The 24,576-nt window shown below is 71.5% G+C and carries 20 protein-coding genes, 1 tRNA gene and 1 pseudogene; 10 read left to right on the forward strand and 12 right to left on the reverse strand.

Annotated elements, in window-relative coordinates; genetic code table 11:
- Window positions 1-52 precede the first annotated feature (52 nt).
- From rho to AQJ11_RS46220, 7 genes and pseudogenes are all read right to left on the reverse strand, one after another.
- Entirely contained in the window at window positions 53-2,077 is a 2,025-nt protein-coding gene (rho, locus tag AQJ11_RS23090; RefSeq protein WP_059264209.1) for a transcription termination factor Rho, read from the reverse strand.
- A gap of 421 nt (window positions 2,078-2,498) precedes the next feature.
- Window positions 2,499-3,416 (reverse strand): homoserine kinase, encoded by a 918-nt coding sequence (gene thrB, locus AQJ11_RS23095; protein WP_014674997.1) that lies wholly within the window; start codon window positions 3,414-3,416, stop codon window positions 2,499-2,501.
- A gap of 471 nt (window positions 3,417-3,887) precedes the next feature.
- Window positions 3,888-4,946, reverse strand: coding sequence for a threonine synthase (gene thrC, locus AQJ11_RS48335; RefSeq protein ID WP_014674996.1), 1,059 nt, complete (start codon window positions 4,944-4,946; stop codon window positions 3,888-3,890).
- A 6-nt stretch (window positions 4,947-4,952) separates the two neighbouring features.
- On the reverse strand, window positions 4,953-6,242 hold the full coding sequence (locus AQJ11_RS48340) for a homoserine dehydrogenase (protein ID WP_041665996.1): 1,290 nt from the start codon (window positions 6,240-6,242) through the stop codon (window positions 4,953-4,955).
- 158 nt (window positions 6,243-6,400) lie between these two features.
- Window positions 6,401-7,792 (reverse strand): diaminopimelate decarboxylase, encoded by a 1,392-nt coding sequence (lysA, locus tag AQJ11_RS23110; protein WP_058081903.1) that lies wholly within the window; start codon window positions 7,790-7,792, stop codon window positions 6,401-6,403.
- A gap of 53 nt (window positions 7,793-7,845) precedes the next feature.
- A complete protein-coding gene (gene nrtL / locus AQJ11_RS23115; protein ID WP_059264210.1) occupies window positions 7,846-9,201 on the reverse strand; it encodes an ArgS-related anticodon-binding protein NrtL in 1,356 nt (451 codons plus the stop codon).
- A gap of 616 nt (window positions 9,202-9,817) precedes the next feature.
- Window positions 9,818-10,351, reverse strand: a pseudogene (locus AQJ11_RS46220) (response regulator); the annotation flags it as partial.
- A gap of 117 nt (window positions 10,352-10,468) precedes the next feature.
- Between AQJ11_RS46220 and AQJ11_RS23125 the strand changes: the two are divergent.
- Window positions 10,469-10,540: transfer RNA gene (locus tag AQJ11_RS23125), tRNA-Arg, on the forward strand.
- Window positions 10,541-10,828: 288 nt separating this feature from the next.
- Here AQJ11_RS23125 and AQJ11_RS52430 read toward each other — a convergent pair.
- Window positions 10,829-11,299: an SMI1/KNR4 family protein gene (locus AQJ11_RS52430; protein ID WP_341846290.1), complete on the reverse strand. Its 471-nt coding sequence runs from the start codon at window positions 11,297-11,299 to the stop codon at window positions 10,829-10,831.
- Window positions 11,300-11,616: 317 nt separating this feature from the next.
- Between AQJ11_RS52430 and AQJ11_RS23135 the strand changes: the two genes are divergently transcribed.
- Entirely contained in the window at window positions 11,617-12,522 is a 906-nt protein-coding gene (locus tag AQJ11_RS23135; protein ID WP_482256567.1) for an SCO4651 family lipoprotein, read from the forward strand.
- 774 nt (window positions 12,523-13,296) lie between these two features.
- Here AQJ11_RS23135 and AQJ11_RS23140 read toward each other — a convergent pair.
- On the reverse strand, window positions 13,297-13,719 hold the full coding sequence (locus tag AQJ11_RS23140; protein ID WP_059264214.1) for a hypothetical protein: 423 nt from the start codon (window positions 13,717-13,719) through the stop codon (window positions 13,297-13,299).
- A 157-nt stretch (window positions 13,720-13,876) separates the two neighbouring features.
- On the opposite strand from AQJ11_RS23140, the gene AQJ11_RS23145 reads away from it, so the two are divergent.
- Both AQJ11_RS23145 and AQJ11_RS23150 read left to right on the forward strand, forming a co-directional pair.
- Window positions 13,877-14,377, forward strand: coding sequence for a hypothetical protein (locus AQJ11_RS23145; protein ID WP_244218321.1), 501 nt, complete (start codon window positions 13,877-13,879; stop codon window positions 14,375-14,377).
- Window positions 14,378-14,605: 228 nt separating this feature from the next.
- A complete protein-coding gene (locus AQJ11_RS23150; protein ID WP_244218322.1) occupies window positions 14,606-15,076 on the forward strand; it encodes a GNAT family N-acetyltransferase in 471 nt (156 codons plus the stop codon).
- Window positions 15,077-15,120: 44 nt separating this feature from the next.
- Here AQJ11_RS23150 and AQJ11_RS23155 read toward each other — a convergent pair whose 3' ends face one another.
- Together AQJ11_RS23155 and ku are read right to left on the reverse strand one after the other, a co-directional pair.
- Entirely contained in the window at window positions 15,121-15,729 is a 609-nt protein-coding gene (locus tag AQJ11_RS23155) for a hypothetical protein (protein ID WP_041665498.1), read from the reverse strand.
- A gap of 154 nt (window positions 15,730-15,883) precedes the next feature.
- Window positions 15,884-16,939: a non-homologous end joining protein Ku gene (gene ku, locus AQJ11_RS23160; RefSeq protein WP_014674978.1), complete on the reverse strand. Its 1,056-nt coding sequence runs from the start codon at window positions 16,937-16,939 to the stop codon at window positions 15,884-15,886.
- Between the two features lie 54 nt (window positions 16,940-16,993).
- On the opposite strand from ku, the gene ligD reads away from it, so the two are divergent.
- Window positions 16,994-17,881, forward strand: coding sequence for a non-homologous end-joining DNA ligase (ligD, locus tag AQJ11_RS23165; protein WP_059264215.1), 888 nt, complete (start codon window positions 16,994-16,996; stop codon window positions 17,879-17,881).
- A gap of 215 nt (window positions 17,882-18,096) precedes the next feature.
- On the opposite strand, the gene AQJ11_RS23170 is transcribed toward ligD, so the two are convergent.
- A complete protein-coding gene (locus tag AQJ11_RS23170; RefSeq protein WP_014674976.1) occupies window positions 18,097-18,900 on the reverse strand; it encodes a nuclease-related domain-containing protein in 804 nt (267 codons plus the stop codon).
- Between the two features lie 100 nt (window positions 18,901-19,000).
- Between AQJ11_RS23170 and AQJ11_RS23175 the strand changes: the two genes are divergently transcribed.
- The 5 genes from AQJ11_RS23175 to AQJ11_RS23195 all read left to right on the forward strand — a co-directional run bounded on the left by AQJ11_RS23175 (window position 19,001) and on the right by AQJ11_RS23195 (window position 24,575).
- On the forward strand, window positions 19,001-19,507 hold the full coding sequence (locus AQJ11_RS23175) for a protein-tyrosine phosphatase family protein (RefSeq protein WP_041665496.1): 507 nt from the start codon (window positions 19,001-19,003) through the stop codon (window positions 19,505-19,507).
- 91 nt (window positions 19,508-19,598) lie between these two features.
- Window positions 19,599-20,327 carry a hypothetical protein gene (locus AQJ11_RS23180; RefSeq protein ID WP_059264216.1) on the forward strand — a complete coding sequence of 243 codons (729 nt, stop codon included), beginning with the start codon at window positions 19,599-19,601 and terminating at the stop codon, window positions 20,325-20,327.
- A complete protein-coding gene (locus AQJ11_RS23185) occupies window positions 20,327-21,571 on the forward strand; it encodes a sensor histidine kinase (RefSeq protein WP_059264217.1) in 1,245 nt (414 codons plus the stop codon). The genes AQJ11_RS23180 and AQJ11_RS23185 overlap by 1 nt, the downstream gene beginning before the upstream one ends.
- Before the next feature lie 152 nt (window positions 21,572-21,723).
- Window positions 21,724-23,085, forward strand: a complete 1,362-nt coding sequence (locus AQJ11_RS23190; protein ID WP_059264218.1) for an FtsW/RodA/SpoVE family cell cycle protein — start codon at window positions 21,724-21,726, stop codon at window positions 23,083-23,085.
- A gap of 32 nt (window positions 23,086-23,117) precedes the next feature.
- Entirely contained in the window at window positions 23,118-24,575 is a 1,458-nt protein-coding gene (locus AQJ11_RS23195; protein WP_175252437.1) for a penicillin-binding transpeptidase domain-containing protein, read from the forward strand.
- Window position 24,576 lies beyond the last annotated feature (1 nt).

Consider the following 24,576-nt stretch of genomic DNA (forward strand, 5'->3'; position numbering starts at 1 on the left):
CCCGTCACTGTGGACGGGGGCGGGCTTCTGTTCTGTTCCCTGGGACGAACCGTCAGTCGCCGTTGCCGGGCGTCGGCGTCGTCTTCTGGATCTGCATCAGGAACTCGACGTTCGACTTGGTCTGCTTCATCTTGTCGAGGAGCAGCTCGATCGCCTGCTGCTGGTCCAGGGCGTGCAGCACCCGGCGCAGCTTCCAGACGATGCCCAGCTCCTCGGCGCCGAGCAGGATCTCTTCCTTACGGGTGCCGGACGCGTCGACGTCCACCGCCGGGAAGATGCGCTTGTCGGCGAGCTTCCGGTCGAGCTTGAGCTCCATGTTGCCGGTGCCCTTGAACTCCTCGAAGATCACCTCGTCCATGCGGGACCCGGTGTCCACGAGAGCCGTGGCCAGGATGGTCAGCGAGCCGCCGTCCTCGATGTTGCGCGCCGCACCGAAGAACCGCTTCGGCGGGTAGAGCGCGGTCGAGTCGACACCACCGGACAGGATGCGACCGGAGGCGGGCGCCGCCAGGTTGTAGGCGCGGCCCAGACGCGTGATCGAGTCGAGCAGCACGACCACGTCGTGGCCCAGCTCCACCAGTCGCTTGGCCCGCTCGATGGCCAGCTCGGCGACGGTCGTGTGGTCCTCGGCCGGACGGTCGAAGGTCGAGGAGATGACCTCGCCCTTGACCGACCGCTGCATGTCGGTGACCTCTTCCGGACGCTCGTCGACGAGGACGACCATCAGGTGGCACTCGGGGTTGTTGTGCGTGATCGCGTTGGCGATCGCCTGCATGATCATGGTCTTACCGGTCTTCGGCGGGGCCACGATCAGACCGCGCTGGCCCTTGCCGATCGGCGAGACCAGGTCGATGATGCGGGTGGTGAGCACGCCCGGGTCGGTCTCCAGGCGGAGCCGGTCCTGCGGGTAGAGCGGGGTCAGCTTGTTGAACTCCGGGCGGCCACGGCCGTGTTCGGGCGCCATGCCGTTGACGGAGTCCAGGCGGACCAGCGCGTTGAACTTCTCGCGGCGCTCGCCCTCCTTCGGCTGGCGGACGGCACCGGTGACGTGGTCGCCCTTGCGCAGGCCGTTCTTGCGGACCTGGGCGAGGGAGACGTACACGTCGTTCGGGCCGGGCAGGTAGCCGGAGGTCCGGATGAAGGCGTAGTTGTCGAGGATGTCCAGGATGCCCGCGACCGGGATCAGGACGTCGTCCTCGGCGAGCTGCGGCTCGGCGATCTCGTCGCGGCCACGGCGGCCACGGCGGTCGCGGTAGCGGCCTCGACGGCCGCGACGGCCGCCCTCGAAGTCGTCGTCGTCCTGCGGACCGGTGTTGCGGTCCTGACGGCCGCCGCCCTGCTGCTGGCCCTGCTGCTGCCGGTCCTGGCGGTCCTGCCGGTCCTGGCGACCGCCGCCCTGGCCCTGCTGGTCGTCGCCCTTGTTGCGGCGGTCGCGGTCCCGGCCGCGCTCGCGGCGGTCCCGGCGGCCACGGCCATCGCCGTCGGCGTCGCCCCTGGCCTCGCCCTGCGGCTGCGACTGCTGCTGCGCGGGCGTCTCGGCCCTGGACTCGCCCTTGGCCTCGGCGGCGACGGTCTCGGCGCCGCCCCCGGCCGGGCTGCCCGCCTCGGCGGTGGCGCGACGGCGACGGCGCTCGGCCGGGGCGTCGTCGGAGGCCGGCTGGCCGGGGATCTCGATCTGCTGCTGGGCCACGGCCTTCTCGGCGGAGGCCTCGGTCTTGGCCTCCGCCTTCTTCGCCGTGCTCTCGCCGTTGTCGGCGGACTCGCCGGTGCGGGCCTTGGAGGTGGCCCGGCGCTTCGGCTTGGTCTCGGTGGCGGTGTCGGCCTTGGCAGCGGGGGCACCCCCGGCGGCCTGCGCCTCCTTGATGACCTCGATCAGCTGGCTCTTGCGCATCCGTGCGGTGCCCCTGATCCCGAGGCCCGAGGCAACCTGCTGCAGCTCGGCCAGCACCATGCCCTCAAGGCCGGTACCGCGGCGCCGCCGGGAGCCGGCACCGGTGGCAGGCGCGGAGGCGTCCGTGGCGGGCGCGGCAGCGGTCTCCTCGACACGTGCGCCCATCAGATCGGTGGTGTCGCTCACGAAGGGTCCTTCCCTGGAGCGGACGTCGGCCTGTCTGGCTCGGCGACCGGTTGTGCTGTCCGGCTACGGTCCTGTCTTCTGTGGACCGTGCCGGGGCGGTGGTCCGCCAAAGCGGCGGAAGAAATGTGCGGTGATGGCGCTTCCGCGAGCCGTGGCACCCAGTGTCACGTGGCGTGGTAGCACCGATTCCGAAGCTCCCCCGGAGGGGGTACCCCCACCGGCGGCCCGCTCAGTACTCGCATACGACGTACTGCCCAGGTACGACGCAAGGAACACGGAGTGGCGCGGGAGGTTCCCGGAAGAATGTCTGTCCCGGACGGGGACACGAGGCACCTCGCCATGGTGGGGTCGGGTGCAGACTTGAGATTAACACTACCGGATCCAACAAACATTCCCCCTCTCCAAATCCGGCAACCGTGTGTCAGGTCGCAAGCGGCAGCACGCTCGCTCCCTGGACGTCCAGGTCCAGCCGGTTGGCGGCCCATCCCTCACCCGCGAGGTGAGAGACCTTGTCGGCACTGTCCGCGTCGGCGAGCGCCATGACGGTGGGCCCGGCGCCCGAGATGACGGCCGGGATGCCATCGGCCCGCAGCCGCTCCACCAGCGCGGCGCTGTCCGGCATGGCCGGCGCGCGGTACTCCTGGTGCAGGCGGTCCTCGGTGGCGGGCAGCAGCAGCTCGGGGCGCCTGGTCAGGGCCTCGACGAGCAGGGCGGCGCGGCCCGCGTTGGCGGCGGCGTCGACGTGCGGCACGGAGCGCGGGAGCAGACCGCGCGCGGTCTCGGTCAGGACCGGCTTCCCGGGCACGAAAACCACCGGAACGATGGAATGGTGCGGCTCCATCCTGATGGCCCGGGCGGCGCCGGCCTCCATCCAGGACAGGGTGAAGCCGCCGAGCAGACAGGCGGCCACGTTGTCCGGGTGGCCCTCGATCTCGGTGGCCAGCTCCAGCAGGGCCGCGTCGTCCAGGCGGGCCTCGCCGCCTATGGTCACCGCGCGGGCGGCGACGATGCCGGCGCAGATGGCGGCGGAGGAGGAGCCGAGGCCCCGGCCGTGCGGGATGCGGTTGGCGCAGACGATCTCCAGGCCCCGGGGCTGTCCGCCCAGCAGGTCGAAGGCGGTGCGCAGGGAGCGGACGAGGAGGTGGCTCTCGTCCCGCGGCAGAGTCTCGCTGCCCTCTCCCGCGATGTCGATGTGCAGCCCGGAGTCGGCCACCCGGACGACCACGTCGTCGTACAGCCCCAGCGCGAGGCCCAGGGCGTCGAAGCCCGGACCGAGGTTGGCGCTGGTGGCGGGAACGCGCACCCGGACGGCGGCGGCGCGGAACGCTGGACCGGCCATCGCTCGTTGACTCTCCTTGAGCTGCGTGACTGTCGAAGACATTCGATACGTACGGGAGACCCTCAGGCCGCGCGGCCGGCGCGGCGCCGCCCATGGGCGGCGGGCATGTGCCACGGGCGGGGTTCGGTACAGCCTATCGAAGGAAGGTTCTGTGGCGACATAGGGCGCACAGGAGGCGCACGATGCGTGTCGTAGGCCCCCTGTGCACCCTGTCAGGGATTTCCCGGACCCGGAGCGCTCGGAGCCGGCACCCGGTCTCGGGCGCCGGTGCGCTCGGGCTTGGGTGCCGGTGCGCTCGGGCTCGGGTGCCGGTGCGCTCGGGCTCGGGCGCCGGTGCGCTCGGGCTCGGGCGCCTCTGTGCCCGGGCTCAGGTGCCTTCGCGCTCCGGCTCGGGCACCTGGGCCCTCAAGCCCCGGCCGGGCTCCGGCTCCGGCTCCGGTTGGTTCGGGCTCGGGCTCCGGCTCCCGGCGCTCAGGCCAGGCCGAGGCGCTCGGCCGCGGTGGCCGCGTCGACCGGGACGGTGACCGGCTGCGGGGCGCCGGCGACGGCCCAGTCGGGGTCCTTCAGGCCGTTGCCGGTGACGGTGCACACGATGCGCTGGCCCGGGTCCACCTTGCCCTGCTCGGCGGCCTTGAGCAGACCGGCCACGGAGGCGGCGGAGGCGGGCTCCACGAAGACGCCCTCCTGCGCGGCCAACAGGCGGTAGGCGCGCAGGATCTCACGGTCCGTCACCTCGTCGATGGCGCCGCCGGACTCGTCCCGCGCGGCCAGGGCGTGACTCCAGGACGCGGGGTTGCCGATGCGGATGGCGGTGGCGATGGTCGACGGGTCCTTGACGACCTCGCCCCGCACGATCGGGGCACTGCCGGACGCCTGGAAACCCCACATGCGGGGGGTCCCGCCGGAGACGCCGTCGGCGGCGTACTCCTTGTAACCCTTCCAGTAGGCCGTGATGTTGCCCGCGTTGCCGACCGGCAGGACGTGGATGTCGGGCGCGTCGCCGAGCATGTCCACGATCTCGAAGGCCGCCGTCTTCTGGCCCTCGATGCGCACCGGGTTGACCGAATTCACCAGCGCCACGGGGTAGTTCTCGCTCAGCGCCCGCGCCAGGGTGAGGCAGTCGTCGAAGTTGCCGTCGACCTGGAGGATCTTCGCGCCGTGCACGAGGGCCTGGCCCATCTTGCCGAGGGCGATCTTGCCCTGCGGCACGAGCACGGCGGAGACCATGCCGGCCCGCACGGCGTACGCGGCGGCGGAGGCGGACGTGTTGCCCGTGGAGGCGCAGATGACGGCCTTCGCCCCCTCCTCCTTGGCCTTGCTGATGGCCATGGTCATACCGCGGTCCTTGAAGGACCCGGTGGGGTTGGCCCCCTCCACCTTCAGGTGGACCTCGCAGCCCGTGCGCTCGGAGAGCACCTGCGCGGGCACGAGGGGCGTGCCGCCCTCACGGAGCGTCACGACCGGCGTGGTGTCGGACACCGGCAGCCTGTCCCGGTACTCCTCGATGATTCCGCGCCACTGGTGGGTCATTGCTGGTTACTCTCCTTCAACCCGCATGATGCTGGCGACACCCCGCACGGTGTCGAGCTTGCGCAGTGCCTCGACGGTCCCGGAGAGGGAGGCGTCGAAGGCCCGGTGGGTGACGACGACGAGGGAGGCCTCGCCGTCCTTGCCCTGCTGCCGAACGGTGTCGATCGACACGCCGTGCTCGGCGAAGACGGTGGCGACCTGGGCGAGCACGCCCGGTTTGTCGGCCACGTCAAGGCTGATGTGGTACCGGGTGACGACGTCGCCCATCGGGGAGACGGTCAGGTCGGCGTACGCCGACTCGCCCGGACCGGTGGCGCCGTTCAGCCGGTTGCGGCAGACGGCGACCAGGTCGCCGAGCACGGCCGAGGCGGTGGGCGAACCGCCGGCGCCCGGGCCGTAGAACATCAGCTGCCCAGCCGCGTCGCTCTCCACGAAGACGGCGTTGTACGCGCCGCGCACGGAGGCGAGCGGGTGGCTGAGCGGGATCATCGCGGGGTGCACGCGCGCGGTGACGGACGTACCGTCCGCGGACCGCTCGCAGATGGCGAGCAGCTTGATGGTGCAGCCCATCTCCTTGGCGGAGCGGAAGTCGGCGGCGGTGACCTCGGTCATGCCCTCGCGGTAGACGTCGTCGAGGCGCACGCGCGTGTGGAAGGCGATCCCGGCGAGGATGGCGGCCTTGGCGGCGGCGTCGAACCCTTCGACGTCGGCGGTCGGGTCGGCCTCGGCGTACCCGAGGGCGGTGGCCTCGTCGAGGGCCTCCTGGTACCCGGCGCCGGTCGAGTCCATCTTGTCGAGGATGAAGTTGGTCGTGCCGTTGACGATGCCGAGCACGCGGTTGACCTTGTCACCGGCGAGGGACTCGCGCAGCGGGCGGATCAGCGGGATCGCACCGGCGACGGCGGCCTCGTAGTAGAGGTCGCGGCCGTGCGCCCCGGCGGCGGCGTGCAGGGCGGCCCCGTCCTGGGCGAGCAGGGCCTTGTTGGCGGAGACGACGGAGGCGCCGTGCTCGAAGGCGGTGGTGATGAGGGACCGGGCGGGCTCGATCCCGCCGATGACCTCGACCACGACGTCGATGTCGCCGCGTTTGACGAGGGCGGTGGCGTCGGTGGTGACGAGGGAGGGGTCGATGCCCTCACGCACCTTGGCGGGCCGCCGTACGGCCACGCCCGCGAGCTCCACGGGCGCCCCGATCCTCGCGGCGAGGTCGTCGGCGTGCGTCGTCATGATGCGCGCCACCTCTGAGCCGACCACTCCACAGCCCAGCAGCGCCACCTTCAGCGGACGCGTACGCATCATCCGACCTCGTTTCCTCTCACCGTCTACGGTTGGACCAGTCTCACTCACCGGACGGGAGTTTCTACCCTTCGTCCGGATCGTGAGACATCTATTTCATTTGTACGAGACCGCGAGACCGCAGATCTTCCGGCCCCCGTCACGGGCAGCCGTCCGGGTCACCCGACGTCGAGACGCAGGAGGTCCTCCTCCGTCTCCCGACGGACGATCACCCGCGCCTCGCCGTCCCGTACGGCGACGACGGGCGGGCGCAGCACGTGGTTGTAGTTGCTGGCCATGGACCGGCAGTACGCCCCCGTGGCCGGTACGGCGATCAGGTCGCCCGGCGCCAGGTCCGAGGGCAGGAACGCGTCCTTGACCACGATGTCCCCGCTCTCGCAGTGCTTGCCGACGACACGGGCCAGCATCGGCTCGGCGTCGGACGCGCGGGACACCAGGGCGACGCTGTACTCGGCGTCGTACAGCGCGGTCCGGATGTTGTCGGACATGCCACCGTCGACGGAGACGTACGTGCGCAGCCCGTCGAGCGGCTTGACCGTGCCGACCTCGTACAGCGTGAAGGCGGTCGGGCCGACGATGGCGCGCCCGGGCTCGACGGAGATCCGGGGCGTGCGCAGCCGGGCGGCCTCGCACTCCCGCGTGACGATCTCGGTGAGCGCCTTGGCGATCTCGTGCGGCTCCCGGGGGTCGTCGTCGCTGGTGTAGGCGATCCCGAGCCCGCCCCCCAGGTCGATCTCCGGCAGCTCGACCCCGTGCTCGTCCCGGATGTCCTTGAGCAGCCCGACGACACGGTGGGCGGCGACCTCGAAGCCCGACATGTCGAAGATCTGCGACCCGATGTGGGAGTGGATCCCGATCAGCTCCAGCCCGTCGAGCTGAAGGGCCCGCCGTACGGCCTCGGCGGCCTGTCCCCCGGCGAGCGGAATCCCGAACTTCTGGTCCTCGTGGGCGGTGGCGATGAACTCGTGGGTGTGCGCCTCCACGCCCACGGTGATCCGGATCTGGACGCGCTGGCGGGTGCCCAGCCCCTGGGCGATGTGGGCGACCCGCACGATCTCCTGGAAGGAGTCGAGCACGATCCGCCCCACACCGGCCTCGACGGCCCGGGTGATCTCCGCGACGGACTTGTTGTTGCCGTGGAAGGCGATGCGCTCGGCGGGCATCCCGGCGGACAGCGCGGTGGCGAGCTCGCCGCCCGAGCAGACGTCCAGGTTGAGGCCCTCCTCGTTCAGCCACCGCACGACGGCCCGGGAGAGGAAGGCCTTCCCGGCGTAGAAGACATCGGCGTCCGGCCCGAACGCGGTACGCCAGGCACGCGCGCGGGACCGGAAGTCGGCCTCGTCGAGGACGTAGGCGGGGGTGCCGAACTCCTCGGCGAGCCGGCTGACCGGGATCCCGCCGACGGTGACCACACCGTCGTCGCCGCGCGTGACGGTCTGGGCCCACACCTTCTGGTCCAGGACGTTGAGGTCGGCGGGCGGCGCGGAGTAGTGCCCCTCGGGCAGGACGTCGGCGTGGCGGGGCCCGGCGGGGTGGGCGGAACGGCTCATGACGTGACTCTCAGACTCTCTGTCTCTCTCCGGGGCGCGTCTGCTCGCGCGCCTCAGAGGTGTTCGGGTGCGTCGATGCCGAGCAGGGACAGGCCGCCGGCCAGCACCGTCCCGGCAGCTTCGGCGAGGGCCAGCCGGGCGCGGTGGGCGGCCGAGGGTTTCTCCTCGCCGACGGGAAGCACGCAGGGCAACAGAGGCAGCACGGCATCAGCGACGGTGACGAGATGCCGGGCAAGCCGATCCGGGGCACGACGGGTAGCGGCCACGGCGAGGATGCGGGGGTGGGCGGCTAGGGGGGTCAGGAGGGGGGTGGGGGCGGGGGTGTTGGCGTGTGGGGGGAGGGGGAGGGCGTCGGCGGGTGTCGGGGGTGCGGAGGGGGTGGTGCCGGTGTTCAGGGGGTCGAGGGGGTCGGGGTTGGCGTTGGCGGGGCCAAGGTCGGGGTTGGCGGGACCGTGATCGGCGAGGGGGCCGGAGTCGGCGTTGGCGGGGCCGAGAAGGCGGCCGGGGTCAGGGTCAGCGGTCCTGGGGCCGACGAGGGGGCCGGCATCGGCGTGCGCGAGGGTGCCGAGAAGGCTGTGGCCACCGGCGCTCGCGGAGGTTGCGAAGGGGTCGCCGGCGGCCTCCGTGGAAACGCCCGGACGGCGTCCACCACTGCGCGCATAGGTGCCGGAGATCCCGGCACCGAGTTGCGGGACGAGTCCGATCGGGCCGGGCTCGGCGGAGAAGCCGAGGCGGGCGGCGTTGCGGCTGAGGGCGCGGATGCGGGCGTGGGCGTACCGCACGCGGAACAGCGGATTGCTCTCCCGCTGGATCAGGTGATCGGCGGTGATCCGGGGCCGGTCGTGCGGGGCGGGGTGGAGGAGGGCCCACCGGGCGGCGTCGGGCCCGAGCGGGGCGGGGTCCTCCGGCGCGGGCACGGGCCGCAGATTGGCGGGCTCGCCGTGCTCGACGGTGGCGCGCCCGCCCTGGGTGCCCACGAGGCGTACGACGGCGTCGGCGACGACCTCGGCCCGCACCTCGTACGGCACGCGGAGCGCGACGACCTGTCCGGCGAGGGCGTCGCCGTAGCCGTACCGGGCGCCCTTCTCCCGGATCTCCCGAACCAGTCCGGCGACGGGATCGACCTGCTCGTCGAGGCTGATGTTGAGGAACCCGGGCCCGGTGACGACGACGTCCCGGACGCCCTCGGCCGCGGCGAGCCGGGTGCGCAGGATCTCGGCGACCCGCAGCGCCGGCTGCCCGGCCGGCCGGGCGAGCTGGAGCGCGATGGTGGTGGCGAAGTCCCCGCACCCCCCGGGCCCCGGCTCGGTCACCACGGCGCGCTCGGGCACGGTCACGCTCAGCTCCCCGTCATCGACAGCACGACGCACCGCGTGCAGCACTGTGCGGGAGAGCTCGGCGGGGGTCACGGGACAAGCGTAGGGGAGGAGGGGGGTGGGTACGCGAGGCGGTTATCACTACCCGGGCGTCCCTACCCGGTCATCCCTGCCCCCGGCCGACCTACCCACCGAAGGACATCCCACCCGGCACACCGTCGGAGAGACCGCCGTCCCGGGAGCCGAGACCGTCGAGCAGCGCTGGATCCGCGCCGCTCCCGGAATCCTCGGAGAGCGCGGGACGAGGGGGGACTGCGTGAGTAGGGGTAGCTCCTTGAGCGGGAGCGACTCCGTGAGCGTGGGTGGCGTCGTGAGCGGAGGGGGCTCCATGAGTGGAGGTGGCGTCCTGAGCGCAGGGGGCTCCGTGAGTGCAGGTGGCGTCCTGAGCGGAGGGGGCTCCGTGAGAGGAGGTGGCGTCCTGAGCGGAGGGTGCTCGGTGAGTGGAGGGGGTGTCGGGAGCAGAGGGGGCGTGGGGAGTGGAAACGGCTAGATGAGCCGAGGGGACGTCGGAAGCGGAAACGGCTCCATGAGCAGGAGAGCCCCCCTCACGATCGACCTCTCCCTCACCACCCCCACCCTGCTCTCCACCACCGGGACTTCCCGCACCGGACGTCTCCGCACCGGAACTGCCGTCACCGGGGTTGCCCGCACCGGGACCACCACCACTGCGATCTCCCCCGGGGCCCCCAGATCCCCCAGGCGCCCCAGGCCTCCCGGGCCCCCCAAACCCCACAAGGCCCTGATGCCCTCCAGGCCCGATCCGCCGCTCCATGAGTTGCTTCACGAGCCGTACCAGCTCAGCCGGCTCGAAGGGCTTGGCGAGGAAGGCGTCCACGCCGACGTCGAGGCCGGTCTCGACCTCGTACTGCGAACACGCGCTGATGATGGCGAGGGGCAGGTGGTGCGTACGGGGATCGGCCCGGAGGCGGGCGGCGGTGCGGAGCCCGTCGAGCCGGGGCATGACGACGTCGAGCGTCACGACGTCGGGCCGCACCTCGTGCACCACGTCCAGACACTCGGCACCATCGGCCGCGGTCACGACCTCAAGCCCTTCCAGTTCGAGGTTGACCCTGATCAGCTGCCGGATGACCTTGTTGTCGTCCACAACAAGCACCCGACCCGAAGCGCCTGGCACACGTCGAGAGTAGGTCCGGACCGGCCACCGCGTCCGGGTTTTCCCCACTTCCACCCCGTACAGGGGACCCGCCGACCGCCACCCGGGGAAACGGGTTCCTGATCACCCCGCCGGACCTGCTAATGTTCTACCCGTCGCCGCAAGCGAGAGCCAAGCGTCCGACACGCCCCCGTAGCTCAGGGGATAGAGCAACGGCCTCCGGAGCCGTGTGCGCAGGTTCGAATCCTGCCGGGGGCACCCAATATGAGGTGCCCAAAGACCCCGTCACCAGCGGAAACGCTGAGGTCGGGGTCTTCGCGTTTGTGCGGGCGTATGTCGGGGTCTGTGGACGAGGCGTGAACGGGATCTTGGAGCATCGCTGCAGGTAGTGACCCTTATCGGAGTCGAGTATGCCTGCCCCTCGCTATCGTCGCACTCGCCGCAGGTCGAGCCTCCGCCCAAGTTGCTTCGGGACGAAGAGGTCGTGGGTTCAAACTCGGCATCTACGGTGGAGAAGTATCAGCTCAGGGCGGTGAGGCGGCTGGTCTACGAAGTGGGTTGGCTCTCCAGCAGTGTTTCCACCGCCAGGGTTCCTGCCAGCGTGCCGGTCAGCCATTCTGCGAGGTCCACGCCCTGGGGCCAGCACTCGCCTTCGTGGCTGCACCACATCTCGCCCGCCGGACCCCGGAAGTCGACGAGCGACCAGATGGTGCAGCCCCAGTCGTAGATCAGCACCAGGCCGGCCGGGATACGGCCGGACGGATCCGGACCGTCCTGGTACAGCTCGGCGATGTCCGCGAAGTTGCCCTGCGCGGCCCCACCGCTCACTCCCAGGATTCCTTCGTCCGGGCCGAATCCGCCGTTGGCGACTTCGACGTACAGACGCCGCAGGAGAGGGGGCAGCGGGAACCCGATGACTTCTTCCGCCGCGGCGACAGCCCCTGGTGTTGCGGGCGGTGGCAAAGTCCCCGCCCGAGCTACGATCCGCAACGCCTCCACAACCTCATCGTCAGTCACCGGCTCAGCCTCTCAGCCCGGCTGGTCGTACGTGCCAGATGTATGCCAGATCCTGCGGGGGAACACCGGGGACCCACTCGACCGCCCACCGGGCACCGACACCGCTCCGCCTCAGTTCAGCTCCGGGGCAAGCTCCAGATGCGCTTAGCTCCCAAGCTGAGAGTCCGACCGCTCAGTAGGGCCGCGGAATCATGCCGTGGGCTTGAGGTATGTGCCGCAGCCTGAGCATGCCTCATCGGCACCCATCGGATCACCAGACGCGCCTGGGATACGCTCCCGGTCTTGGCATGGCTTGGACACCTGGCTCCGGGGGAATTATGGGGATTTCAGCGCGTGGTTCCGTACCGCGCAGAGCGACGAGCGTGGCCTTCGCCGCCGTACTGTTCGCTGGGGGAACGGGTGCCTGTGGCGAAGGCTCCGTGAGTGATTCTGCGAAGCAAGGCCGGCCCAAAGTGACCCCTGCGGCGGCCGTGGCGAAGGCGGCGAAGAACTCGGAGGACATCGCATCGCTCCACTATCGGATCACCGGGACCGTGCCGGGGAGGGGCCGTTTGGAGGCTGAGGCCTCCATGAGCACAGAACCGCTGGCCATGAGTATGCAGATGACCACGGCCGACCAGGGCGAGAACGGCCGTCTGGAAATCCGGTTCGTCGACGAGGTGATGTATGTCGGCGGGAGTGCGGTCGCCTCCGAGAAGTTGGACGGCAAGAGTTGGTACCGAGCCGACCCAGCCATGTGGGGCCGTGGCGCGGTGGACAACAACTCTCACGGCGTACTGCCCAAGCAGCTTGAAGGGAACCCAGCCGTACAGTCCACGCTTCTGGCCGACTCTAAGGACCTGCATAAAAATGGGACAGAAACGATCGACGCCACCAGAACCACCCACTACAGGGGAACGGTCACCGGTAGCGGCTTGCGGGCTGCCCGTGATGCCGCCGCTGATCAGACGACTCAGAAGCGGCAGATCGAGAGCCTTGATCAATTCATCGCGCTGCGCGTCGACGGCACACTCACCATGGATCTGTGGATCGACGACGACGACCACACCAAGCAGTTCCGCATGCGGGGGAAAACATACGACCCCCGGGGCGGCGCAGAGGGCAAGCAACTCGACTTGACCATCACCTTCCTCGACGTCAACCAGCCGGTGACCGTCGAGGCCCCACCATCCAAAGACACCGCTGACATCACCACGCTGGCGGGCGGGGCACCAGCAGGCTGAGCGACACTTAGGGAGAGGTGCACGTCCGGCCGGTGACACCGCCTCGGTGTTCGTCTCACCAGCCCCGTTCACGGCCGTTCAGACGAGACCCGAACGCGTCCTGGCTTCCGGTGGCCAACCGCCCATGTACGCAGTGAACGCCCCCGCACATGCCCCACCGCTCCACCAACACGGTTGGAAAGCGTGCTGAGCATCGGCTGATGCGGCTCGATGTCGCCCAGATCCAGGCTCGTCGGCAGTCCCCGCGCGTCGAGGCTCAATCGTCATGGGACGTCCATGCTCCGTGTCCGATTCGCGCTCTACCTACATGCTCCGGCCAACCGCGCTCTGAGCCATAGAGGAGCGTCACGACCGTAGGGGGAGGTATGGCGAAGCGTCGAAGGCCGCAGCCCAGGGACGCCGCGGCCGATTCACCAAGACCGGGATGCCGGTCTGGCTGGGCGTCGTGGTAGTCGTCGTCCTGCTGTACGCCTACGCCCGCTAGCATCGACGGGCGCAGACGGATCAAGACTCGCACCACAACCTCACCAGATCGAGCGGGGCACAGCGGGGATTACGGTGAAAGCCGCCGAAGTCGACGAGACACCATCCGGCGTTTCTGCCCAGGTCAGCGCCCGGGGCAGCTTCAAAAGCCGTCCGGAGCGGCCGTATGTCCGGGTCTGTGGACGAGGCGTAAACGGGATCTTGGAGTTCTCCCAGGTGAGCTCGCGCAACGATGTGGCCCCGGACCCGGGACAGGTGGGGGGGCCACAGCGCAAGGCGGTACCGACTCCCCTAGTCGGCGGTGACCCCCCAGTAGGCGATCTCCTCGGGCCTACCGTCGCGGTAGAGCACTGTGCAGTTCCCCCGGGCGCGGCCCGGGAAGTCCAACTGCTCGGAGTGGAGCGCGGCGTCCCACTCCTCGTAGGTGGGCCGGCCGTGTGGAGCCCACGCTCGCACCTCGTCGTCGGTCAGCGGCCGCATGAACGGACCGTCATCGGTGTCCGCGGCCTCGATCATGCAAGGGAAGTCCAACACGGAGCCCGTGCCGCCGGTGAAGATGTACTCGTGCCACTCCGGGTCGCGCCACAGTTCCTCGACGGACCGCCCCTCGAAGCCGTGGTTGTCCCGCGCCAGCTCGTCTTCCTGCTCCTGCCGGAACGCGGCCGCCAGATCACGCTGATACGGGCCCGTGTGCGTCCATGCGTTGCCACCCATCCGCGTCCCCTCTCCACTCGAACTGCTTGTTCAAGAGCGGAGCGTAAGAGACGGCACTGACAGGGCACCCCGCCCTGACGAGGGGTGGCCCGGCGCACAAGTTCGTCCTCGACGCCCACCTGGTGCCGCCGTTGCGGCATGGCCCAAGCTGGCCCGCATGGATTGGTTGCCGCTGCTCTCCACCCTGGTCGGGGCCGCGATCGGTATCGTCGCTCCTCTCATCGCCGATCGGAATCGGTGGAAGCGCGAGGATGCCAAAGAGGGCCTTCGGTTGCGGCTCGACGTCTACACGCAGTACACGACCACCGTGAAGGTCCTCGGTGAGAGCCTGCGGGCCCTCGCCGAGCGAGAGCACCCGTCCGACGGCGAGCGGGCGCTCGCGCTGCGCGCGGCCTTTCGGGAGTCCGGCATAGCCATCGCTTCGGAGCGGATGTGGCTCATCGCGCCTCAACCCGTCGTCAAGGCCTCCAACAGCGTGTTCCACTGCCTACGGAGCATCTATGACGGCTACGTCGACGGCACCGTCGCCGGCAGTCCGGAGGACCGCGCCCGTTGGGAGGCACGCGGCAAGGCAGCCGCCAAGATGCGCAAGCTCATGCGTGAAGACCTCGGCGTCGGCCCACTCACCGAACGCCACAGCCCCTTGCTCGACGACTAGAGCGACCTCACGGCGCAGTGATCTGCGTCTGCCCAGGTCGGAGCGGTTGTCCCGGAGCGGCCACCGCTCGGCGTGCCGGTCCCGCTCCGGATTCGCGGCGTCGCATACGCTGCCAGCACGTCCGACCTGACGTCCTCGCTGGTGCGTGCACACGACTGACTGGCGCACGCCGCTGCTCCTCGCGTCGGCCCGGCCGGGGCAGCCGCCGCATGAAGGAAGGAGTGTGGCATGAGGCCTCCAGGTGTGCACCTGCGGGAGATCACCGACGACAACCGGGATGCCGTGCGTGCCCTCCGCGTCCGACGTGATCAGAAGCAGTTCGTCGCCTCCGTGTCCAAGTCGCTCAAGCAGGCGGCACAGCATCCGGAGGCCAATCCCTGGTACCGCGCCGTGTACCTCGGCGACGAGCCGGTCGGCTTCGTGATGCTGTCGTGGAAGCCGCCGGCCGGTCCTTACGAAGGGCGGCACTTCATCTGGCGCCTCCTCGTCGACAAACGGCACCAGCGACGGGGGATCGGCCGGGAGACTCTCACGCAGATCGCCGCCCTGGTGCGTGCGGACGGCGCCACCGAACTGCTGACCAGCTACGATCCCGGCGACGGTGAACCGTGGCCCTTCTACCGGAAGTTCGGGTTCGAGCCCACCGGGGACATCGACGATGGCGAGATCGTTCTGCGGCTCACCTTCCCCGCTCGGTAAGCCCGCACGGGAAGCGCGGCAAGTCGGCGCTGTGCGTTCCCGGTCTACTCGTTGAGCCCTCCGCCCCGAGGCGACAGGAGTCTGGCCCGGGTCTCCCTCATGAAGTCGGGCTCGGACCATGGGGTGCGTTGGCGGCGCAGGTTGCGTATTCGCCTGTGGGTGTGGGGGCGGAGCAGCCATCCCCAAGCGGTCAGTTCCCTCCTCATCGCCAAGAGGCAGATTTCCTGTTCCGGTTGGTTGTCGTAGGGGAAATACGCCCTCCCGGACATTTCCGGGTCGGTCGCGACAGGGGGCGTGTTCCATGCCTCAAGGCGGTGGGGGCCGGCATGGCGGCGGGTCTGCTGGAACAAGTCGGCGTACGCCTGGCCGACCACGTGGGAATCCATGAGCAGAAGGTTCTGGTGCAGGTTGATCTTCGTGAAGACGTCGCTGATCTGCTGGGCCAGCGCCGCCCTGGTTTCCGGGTCTGACGCGGGGCGGCATCTGATCAGGTAGGGGAGGTCTTCGTACGAGTGAATGACCTGGAGCGCCTCCGCGTACATACGGCTCTTCTGCTCACGGCGCTTGGCGTGCTGGTTGATCCAGTAGCCCGTGAGTGCCACCAACGCGGTGGTGAACGCGGCCAGCAGAGTGGCCGTCGAGGCAGCATCCATCGTCGCCGGCGCCCGGGCAGGCGCCTCCCCCCTTTGCGCGACCAAGACCCTGAGGGCAGGTTCGGCAGGGGGAGGGGTCTGTGTAAAGAGCGCGAATCGGACAGAGTTGCCCCAGGGGATGGGTGTGATCAGCCCTCACGGGCTCGCGTACTCCTCACGCCGTCCTCTTCCGTGACGCCGTCTTCTTCGTCGTCGTCTTCTTCGCCGCCGTGCTCTTCCCGGTCCCCGTGCTCTTCGCGGACGTCGTGCTCTTCGCGCTCGTCGCCTTCTTCGTCCCCTCCGCCGTCTTGGCCGTCGACTTGCGGGCAGGTGCCGTCTTCTTCGCGGCGGCCGTCTTCTTCGCCGACGTCGACTTCTTGCCCTCCGTCTCCTTCGGCTCGGCCCGGCCCTGGCGCAGGGGTCTGACCTCGGCCTCCTCACCGGGGGGCGGGGTGCCGCGGGACTCGCGGGCCGCGCGGACGCTGTTCTCCAGCGCGGCCATCAGGTCCAGCACCTTGCCGCCGGCGGCGGGCTCCGGGGCCTCGGGCGGGGCCTCGCCGGAGGCCTTCGCGGCGATGACCTCCTCCAGCGCCTCCCGGTACTCGTCGTGCAGGTCCTCCAGGTCGACCTCGCCGAGGGTGTCCATCAGGGCGTCGGCGAGGTCGAGTTCCTTGTCGCGGATGGTGACGGCGGTGTCGGGGGCGACGCCCTCCGGGGACCGGACCTCGTCCGGCCAGAGCAGGCCGTGCATCGCGATGGCGTCGCCGACCACGCGGAGCATGCCGAGGCGTTCCCGGCCGCGCAGGGCGTACTTGGCGATGGCGACCTTGTTGCTGCGTTTGAGGGCCTCGCGCAGGAGGGTGTACGGCTTGGCGGCGGGGGCTCCGCCGGCGGCCAGGTAGTAGGCCGCGCCCATCTGGAGCGGGTCGATCCGCTCGGCCGGGACGAAGGCGACGATGTCGATGGTGCGGGCGGTCGGGATCGGGAGGTGGGAGAGGTCCTCGTCGGTGATCGGGATGATCGAGCCGTCGGCGTCCTCGTACGCCTTGCCGATCTCGCCCTGGCTGACCTCGCGGTCCTCCAGTTCGCACACCTTGCGGTACCGGATGCGGCCGTTGTCCTCGGTGTGGATCTGCCGGAAGGAGATGGCGTGGCTCTCCGTGGCGTTCACCAGCTTGATCGGGATGCTGACGAGCCCGAAGGAGATGGCGCCGTTCCATATCGATCGCACGTGCCGCACCCTTCCCTTTGCCGATTTTTCCGGTTCGTCTGGGATTGTCATCCTATGACGCCTATCACAGAGGTGGAGGGGCGCCGGGTCGCGCTCAGCAACCTGGAGAAGGTGCTGTATCCGGAGACCGGCTTCACCAAAGGGGAGCTGCTGCACTACTACGCGACCACCGCCACGGCCCTGCTGCCGCACCTGCGCGACCGGGCGGTGTCCTTCCTGCGCTATCCGGACGGGCCCGAAGGGCAGCTCTTCTTCACGAAGAACGTGCCGCCGGGTACGCCCGAGTGGGTCACCACGGCCGAGGTGCCGCGGTCGTCGGCGGACAGCCCGGCCCGGATGGTCGTGGTGCAGGACCTACCGAGCCTGGTCTGGGCGGCGAACCTCGTCACCGAGTTCCACACCCACCAGTGGCTGGTGCGGTCCCCGCAGGAGGCGGACCGGCTGGTCTTCGACCTCGATCCGGGCGCGCCCGCGACGATCGTGCACTGCTGCGAGGTCGCCCTGTGGCTGCGGGAGCGGCTCGCGGCGGACGGGATCGTGGCGTACCCGAAGACCGCGGGGTCGAAGGGACTGCATCTGCTGGCGGCGGTGCGCGGGAGTTCCTCCGAGGGGACGTCCGATTACGCGAAGGCGCTGGCGGTGGAGGCCGAGCGGGCGATGCCCCGGCTGGTGGTGCACCGGATGACGAAGAGCCTGCGGCCGGGGAAGGTGTTCGTCGACTGGAGCCAGAACGCGGCGCGCAAGACCACGGCCACCCCGTACACCGTGCGCGCCCGCCGCCTCCCTCTGGTGTCCGCGCCGGTGACCTGGGAGGAGGTGGCCGACTGCCGGAGCCCCGGGCAGCTGGAGATCCACGCGGAGGACATGGCGCCGCGCTTGCAGGACCACGGGGACCTGATGGAGCCCTTGCTGGACCGGCGGTCGGCGGCCCCGTTGCCGTAACGGCACGCCGGCCCCTGCGGGCCGCCGCCTCCGCCGGAGATCCCGGCCATCCCGCCCGCGCAGCGCCTCCACGTTCCCGGCTCAGGCACCCCGCCCAGCCCGGCCAGAGCCGCACCCGCCATGATCCGCCGCCCACGCGGGCCGCGCCCTCACCACGGCCGGCGCCGCCACGCCCCCGGCCCAGGCACCCCGGCCAGGCACCCCACCCAGCGTCGCTACAGCCTCCCCCACGTCCTCCGGTCCCGGGCCATCCCGTGCAGCGCCTCCACGTCCGCCGGTTTGAGCACCCCGCCCAGCCGGGCGAGGCCCGCCAGTTCCGTGTCCGTCATGATCCGCAGGCCGCGCGGCCGGGCCGTCACGGTCACCTCGGACGGGCCGACGAGGGCCAGCAGCGGGCGGACCTCGGCGGTCAGGGCGTAGGAGGCGCGGTCGGCGTCGGCGCGCAGCCGGCGCAGCAGCGGCTCGGCCTCGCGGCGGCCCAGGGTGACCATGGGGTCGGCGACCAGGACCCGGCTCTTGCGGGCGTACAGGGCGTGGACGGCGTACAGACCGCCGGGGCCGATCGCCAGGTGGTGGATGCGGTCGCCGCCGGGCAGGGGGAGGGAGTGCAGGGTGTGCCAGCCGGCCCCCTCCAGGCCGTCCAGGGCCTCGCCGACGGTCTGCTCGGCGGTCAGGGCGCGCCGGCGCGGGTCGGGGCGCAGCCGGTGGGCGGGGCCGGGGTCGCGGTCGAGGGCGACGAGCAGGGCCTCGCCGGGGCGGTTGGGGGCCAGGTCGTCGTCCGGGTGCAGGGTCAGCCGGGCGAGTTCGGCGGGGGTCGGGACCGGGGGCGGGCCCACGGTCACCGGACCGGTCAGGAAGGGCTTCAGGGCGTGGAGCACATCGTCCCTGCTGTCCTCGCCGAGCAGGTTGACCCGGCCTGTCTCACGGTCGTACCAGGCGATATTGCTGCCGTCCTCGCGGCAGACGTACAGCCGCTCCCGGCCGTGCCGGAAGGCCGGCACCACGCGCAGTCCGCTCATGCGCCATCACCCCTCGACCATGGGAACAGGCGGGGTGCTCCCGGGGCAAGACCGGTTACCGTGGAGGGCGGCCCGGTGAGGGGGAGTTGGGGAGGCGCCGTTGCGGACCCGCGGAGAGCAGCCCGGCGTACCGGCTCCGGACAGCCCGTGGAGCGAGATCGTGCCCGGCCTGTGGATGGGCGGGCACGAGTTCCGGGGCCGGTCCGGACGCTTGGAGTTCGCCGTCGTCCATGACGAGTTCGACGTGGTGCAGTCCTTGCTGCGGCTGCCGGGGTACGGCCCCGATCCGGGCGTGGAGCACCATGTGTGGCCGATCCCGGACGGTCCGCTGGACGGGACGCAGCTCGCCGGGGTGATCCGGCTGGCGCGCGCGGCGAACGAGGCGCTGGACGACGGCCGCCGGGTGCTCGTGCGCTGTTACCACGGGTACAACCGCTCGGGGCTGGTGATCGCGCACGCCCTGGCGCAGCGCGGTGACTCCGCCGACCAGGCGATCCAGCTCATCCGGGCCCGGCGCTCGGCCTGGGCGCTGCACAACGAGCTGTTCGTGGAGTACCTGCGGGCGGGTCTGACGACCGTGCGGCTGCTGGAGGAGCTGGCCGAGTAGCCCCGCCGGGCGCCGGGCACGACCAGCCGGTCCCCTGTCCCACTCCCGACCCCCGAAGCAGCACAAAGCTCACTTCCGTCAGAATGTGACCATGCCAGTCCGCCGCCGTCCCGCGCGCTCCGCCCTCGCCGTGGCCGTCGTCGCCCTGCTCTCGGGGACCGCGGCGGCCTGCGGGGACACCGGCGGGCTGCGCGGTGCCGGGCCGACCCCCACCGCGGTCAGCCCCGCCAAGCTCTGGCCCGATCTGCGCCCGGCGTCCAGCCCGGCCTACCCGTACGACGTGGCGACCCGGGCGACCGTGCGGGGCGTCGCGGTCCCCGGTGACGACATCCGCGAGGTCGACCCGGTGGACGTCGTGGAGGCGGAGCTGAAGGCGCACCCCGACGACTACGGGTCGAAGGGCGCCTACCACGGGACCGTGGACCGGATGAAGGAGTGCGGGCCGGGCGGGGACCGGGCCCGGTGCCCGCTGCTGAAGCCGTACTACCGGGACCTCACCGGGGACGGCCGGGCCGATCTGACGCTCGGCTTCCGGCTGTACCCGACCAACCAGACGGCCGTGCGGGTCTACACCGTCGAGGGGCACAGGCTGGTGCAGGTGCTGGCGGACAACGACGCGATCGTCGGGGTGGAGCTGGCCGGCCGGGCGCTGATCGAACGCTCGCCGGCCGACATCTCCGGCTACGAGTACCGCACCACCTGGCTGTGGGACCCGGGGCAGCGCGCGATGGTGTTCTCCCGCGACGAGTACCTGCACGTCGGCGACGGCAGGCACAGCAAGACGCCGTCCCCGTCGCCCTCCCCCGCGCAGAGCCCGTGATGAGGCTCGCGCTCCCCCAGTGGGCCGGGACCCTCGCCGTCAAGGCCGCCGCGTTCATCACGGTGATGTGCTGCGCGCTGGCCGCGCTGCTCGGCGTGCTCGTGCATGTCTCGGTGACCGACCAGACCGTCGGCCAGGCCCGTGACCTGGCGCTGTCCCGGCTCGCGGACGCGACCGAGGCGTACGAGGCCGGGGACACGCTGCTGCCGGGCGCCGGTGTGGACCCCAAGGGGCTGCCGGCATCGCTGCGGACGCTGGCGCTGGCCGGGAAGCGCGGCACGATGGTCGCCTCGCACCGGGGGCGCCCGACCATGTGGGCGGCGGGACCGGCGGCCGGGCACCGGGCGCTGGCCGTGGAGGTCGACTACTCGCAGCAGTCCCGCACCATCGCCGGTCTCGACCAGTCGATCCTGTGGTCGTCGGGGCTGGCGATCGGCGCGACCGTGCTGGTCGGCGTGTTCGCGGTGACCCGGGTGACCCGGCGGCTGCACGGCACCGCGCGGGTGGCCCGGCGGATCAGCGCGGGCGACCTGGACGCCCGGGTGGACGACCCCCGGACGAAGGACCCGACCCGCCCGCAGGACGAGGTGGCGACGGTGGCCGCGGCGCTGGACTCGATGGCGTCGAGCTTGCAGGGCAAGCTGCTGAGCGAGCAGCGGTTCACCGCGGACGTCGCGCACGAGCTGCGCACTCCGCTGACGGGGCTGCACGCGGCGGCGGAGCTGCTGCCTCCCGGGCGGCCGACGGAGCTGGTCCGGGACCGGGTGGCGGCGCTGCGCACGCTGACCGAGGACCTGCTGGAGATCTCGCGGCTGGACACCGGGCGGGAGCGGCTGGAGGCCGACGCGGAGGAGCTGGGCGCGCTGGCCGGGCGGGTGGTGCGGGCGTCCGGTACGGAGACGGAGGTGCGGATCCTGCGGGACGCGCGGGTGGAGACCGACCGGCGGCGGCTGGAGCGGGTGCTGGGGAACCTGGTGGCCAACGCGCACAAGCACGGGGCGCCTCCGGTGGTGCTGACCGTGGACGGGCCCGTGGTGACCGTGCGGGACCACGGAGGCGGGTATCCGGGGTACCTCGTCGCGCACGGGCCGCAGCGGTTCCGTACGGAGGGCGGTGCCACGGGGCACGGGCTGGGGCTGACCATCGCGGTGGGGCAGGCGGAGGTGCTGGGGGCGCGGCTCTCCTTCGCCAACGCGGTGGACGGGGGCGCGGTGGCGACGCTGACGTTGCCCGTGGCCGAGTAGAGCCCGGGGCCGGCGGTGGTTCTCGGGCCCCCGCCGTGTGTGGTCGCCCGCGCCCGCGCGGCGGAGCCGCATGTCGACACGGGGCCGCGTCCCTTCGGGGGCGCGGCCCCGCCCTCCCCGCACAGGACGTCCCATTTAGGTAGGTTCCGGGCATGACGAAGGCCGGAACCACCCTGGCGGCGGCTCCCGCTCCCGCGCGTGCCGCGCGCCTCCCCCGGCGCCGGGGCGTCGAGCTGTCCCTGCTCGTGCTGGCCGTCCTGCTGTCCGTGTACGGCTACTGCGCGGTGGGGCTGGCGCGGGCCGGTACCGTGCCGCCCGGTGCCGTCGGTTACGGCGCCGGGCTCGGCGTGCTCGCCCTGTTCGCCCATGTCGTGGTCCGTGTCCGGGCGCCGTACGCCGATCCGCTGCCGCTGCCCATCGGCGTGCTGCTCAACGGGCTGGGGCTGGTCCTGATCTACCGGCTGGACCTGGAGACACCGGGTGACCGGGCGGCCCCCACGCAGCTGGTGTGGTCCACGCTGGGGGTGGGTCTGTTCATCGCCGTCGTGCTGGTGCTGCGCGACCACCGGGTGCTCCAGCGGTACGCGTACGTCTGTGTGGTGGCCGCCCTGGTGCTGCTGGCGCTGCCGATCCTGTTCCCGCCCGTCAACGGGGCCCGGATCTGGATCCGGATCGCCGGGTTCTCCATCCAGCCGGGCGAGTTCGCGAAGGTGCTGCTCGCGGTGTTCTTCGCCGCCTACCTGGCCGCCAACCGCAGCGCGCTCGCGTACACCGGGCGCCGGCTGTGGCGGTTGCAGTTCCCGACCGGGCGGGTGCTCGGGCCGATCCTGACGATCTGGCTGGTGAGCGTGGGCGTGCTGGTGCTGGAGCGGGACCTGGGGACCTCGCTGCTGTTCTTCGGGCTGTTCGTGGTGCTGCTGTACGTGGCGACCGGGCGCACCGGCTGGATCGCGGTCGGACTGCTGCTGGCCGTGCTCGGCGCGTTCGCCGTGGGGCGGCTGGAGCCGCATGTGGGCGCGCGGATCGAGGACTGGCTGCACCCGTTCGCCACCATCGAGGCCGGGCAGGGCCCCAACCAGCTCTCCCAGTCGCTGTTCGCCTTCGCCGCCGGCGGGTTCCTCGGCACCGGGCTCGGGCTCGGCCACTCCATCCTGATCGGCTTCGCCGCCAAGTCGGACTTCATCCTGGCGACCGCCGGCGAGGAGCTGGGCCTGGCGGGGCTGGCGGGGATCGTGCTGCTGTACGCCCTGCTGGTGGAGCGCGGCTACCGGGCGGGCCTGGCGCTGCGCGAGCCGTTCGGCCGGCTGCTCGCGGTCGGGCTCGCCTCGATCGTGGCGTTGCAGGTGTTCGTGATCGCGGGCGGGGTCACCGGGCTGATCCCGCTGACCGGCATGGCGATGCCGTTCCTCGCCCAGGGCGGCTCCTCGGTGGTCACCAACTGGGCGATCGTGGCGCTGCTGGTCCGGGTGAGCGATTCGGCGCGCAGCCAGTACGACGGCCGGGAGGCGCGGTGAGCGAGTACGGCCTTCCCGACGGCGGGCGCCCGATGGGGAAGTACATCCGGCACGCCTGCGTGTTCTGCGCGCTGCTGCTGGCGGCCCTGCTGGCCAACGCGACCCGGGTGCAGGTCGTGCAGTCCGAGGAGTACAACGGCAGTCCGGCGAACCGCCGGGCCGCGATCGCCCGGTACCAGGTGCCGCGCGGGAACATCCTGGTGGGCGGCGAGCCGGTCACCGGGTCCGTGGACACCGGCGAGCAGCTCCGCTACGAACGCACCTACGGCAACGGCCCGTTGTACGCGCCGGTCACCGGCTTCTCCTCGCAGAAGTACGGCACCACGTACCTGGAGCACGCCGCGGACGGGGTGCTCTCCGGCACCGACCCGATGCTCGCGCCGCTGCCGCTGTGGAACGACGTGGCGCGGGCGCCGCACCGCGGCGGGGACGTCGTCACGACCCTGAACCGGCAGGCGCAGGAGGCCGCGTACCGGGGGCTCGCCGGGCGGAAGGGCGCGGTGGCCGCGATCGAGCCGGCCACGGGCCGGGTGCTGGCGCTGGTGAGCAGCCCGTCGTACGACCCCTCGGAGCTGTCCGGCAACAGCGAGGCGGTGACGTCGGCGTGGGCGCGGCTCAACCAGGACCCGGAGAAGCCGATGCTCAACCGGGCGGTGCGGCAGACCTATCCGCCGGGGTCGACGTTCAAGGTGGTCACCGCGGCGGCGGCGCTGGACGCGGGTGTGGTGACCGACCTGGACGGGCGCACCGACTCCCCCGACCCCTACCGGCTGCCCGGCACCACCACCCTGCTGACCAACGAGGGCGACGGCTGCCGGGACGCCTCGGTGCGGGACGCCTTCGAGTGGTCCTGCAACACGGTCTTCGCCAAGCTGGGCGTGGACGTGGGGGTGCGGGACATGGCGGCCACGGCCCAGGCGTTCGGGTTCAACGACACCGGGGTGCGCATCCCCTTCGCCGTGGCGCCAAGCACCTTCGACACCCGGGTGGACAGGGCGCAGCTCGCGCTGTCCTCGATCGGGCAGTACAACACGCGGGCCACGCCGTTGCAGATGGCGATGGTCGCGGCGGCGGTCGCGGACGGCGGCCGGCTGCGTCCGCCGTACCTGGTGGAGCGGACCACCCGGCACGGCGGCGAGCCGCTCTCGGGCAGCGCGGCCCGGCCGGGGCGGCAGGTGATGCGGCCGTCCACGGCGGCCCTGATGAAGGAGCTGATGGCCGGCGTGGTGGAGGACGGCACCGGCACCAACGCGGCCATCCCCGGCGCCCTGGTCGGCGGCAAGACCGGCACCGCCCAGCACGGTGTCGGCAACGCCGGGGTGCCCTACGCCTGGTTCGTCTCCTGGGCGCAGGCCGAGGACGCCCCGGAGCCGCAGGTGGCGGTCGCGGTGGTGGTGGAGGACGCCTCGGCGGACCGGGGCGAGATCAGCGGCGGCGGGGACGCGGCGCCGATCGCGCGGGAGGTGATGCGGGCGGTGCTGGGGCGGTGAG

Origin of the sequence: Streptomyces corchorusii, from assembly GCF_001514055.1 — a bacterium.
Taxonomy (GTDB): Bacteria; Actinomycetota; Actinomycetes; order Streptomycetales; family Streptomycetaceae; genus Streptomyces; species Streptomyces olivaceoviridis.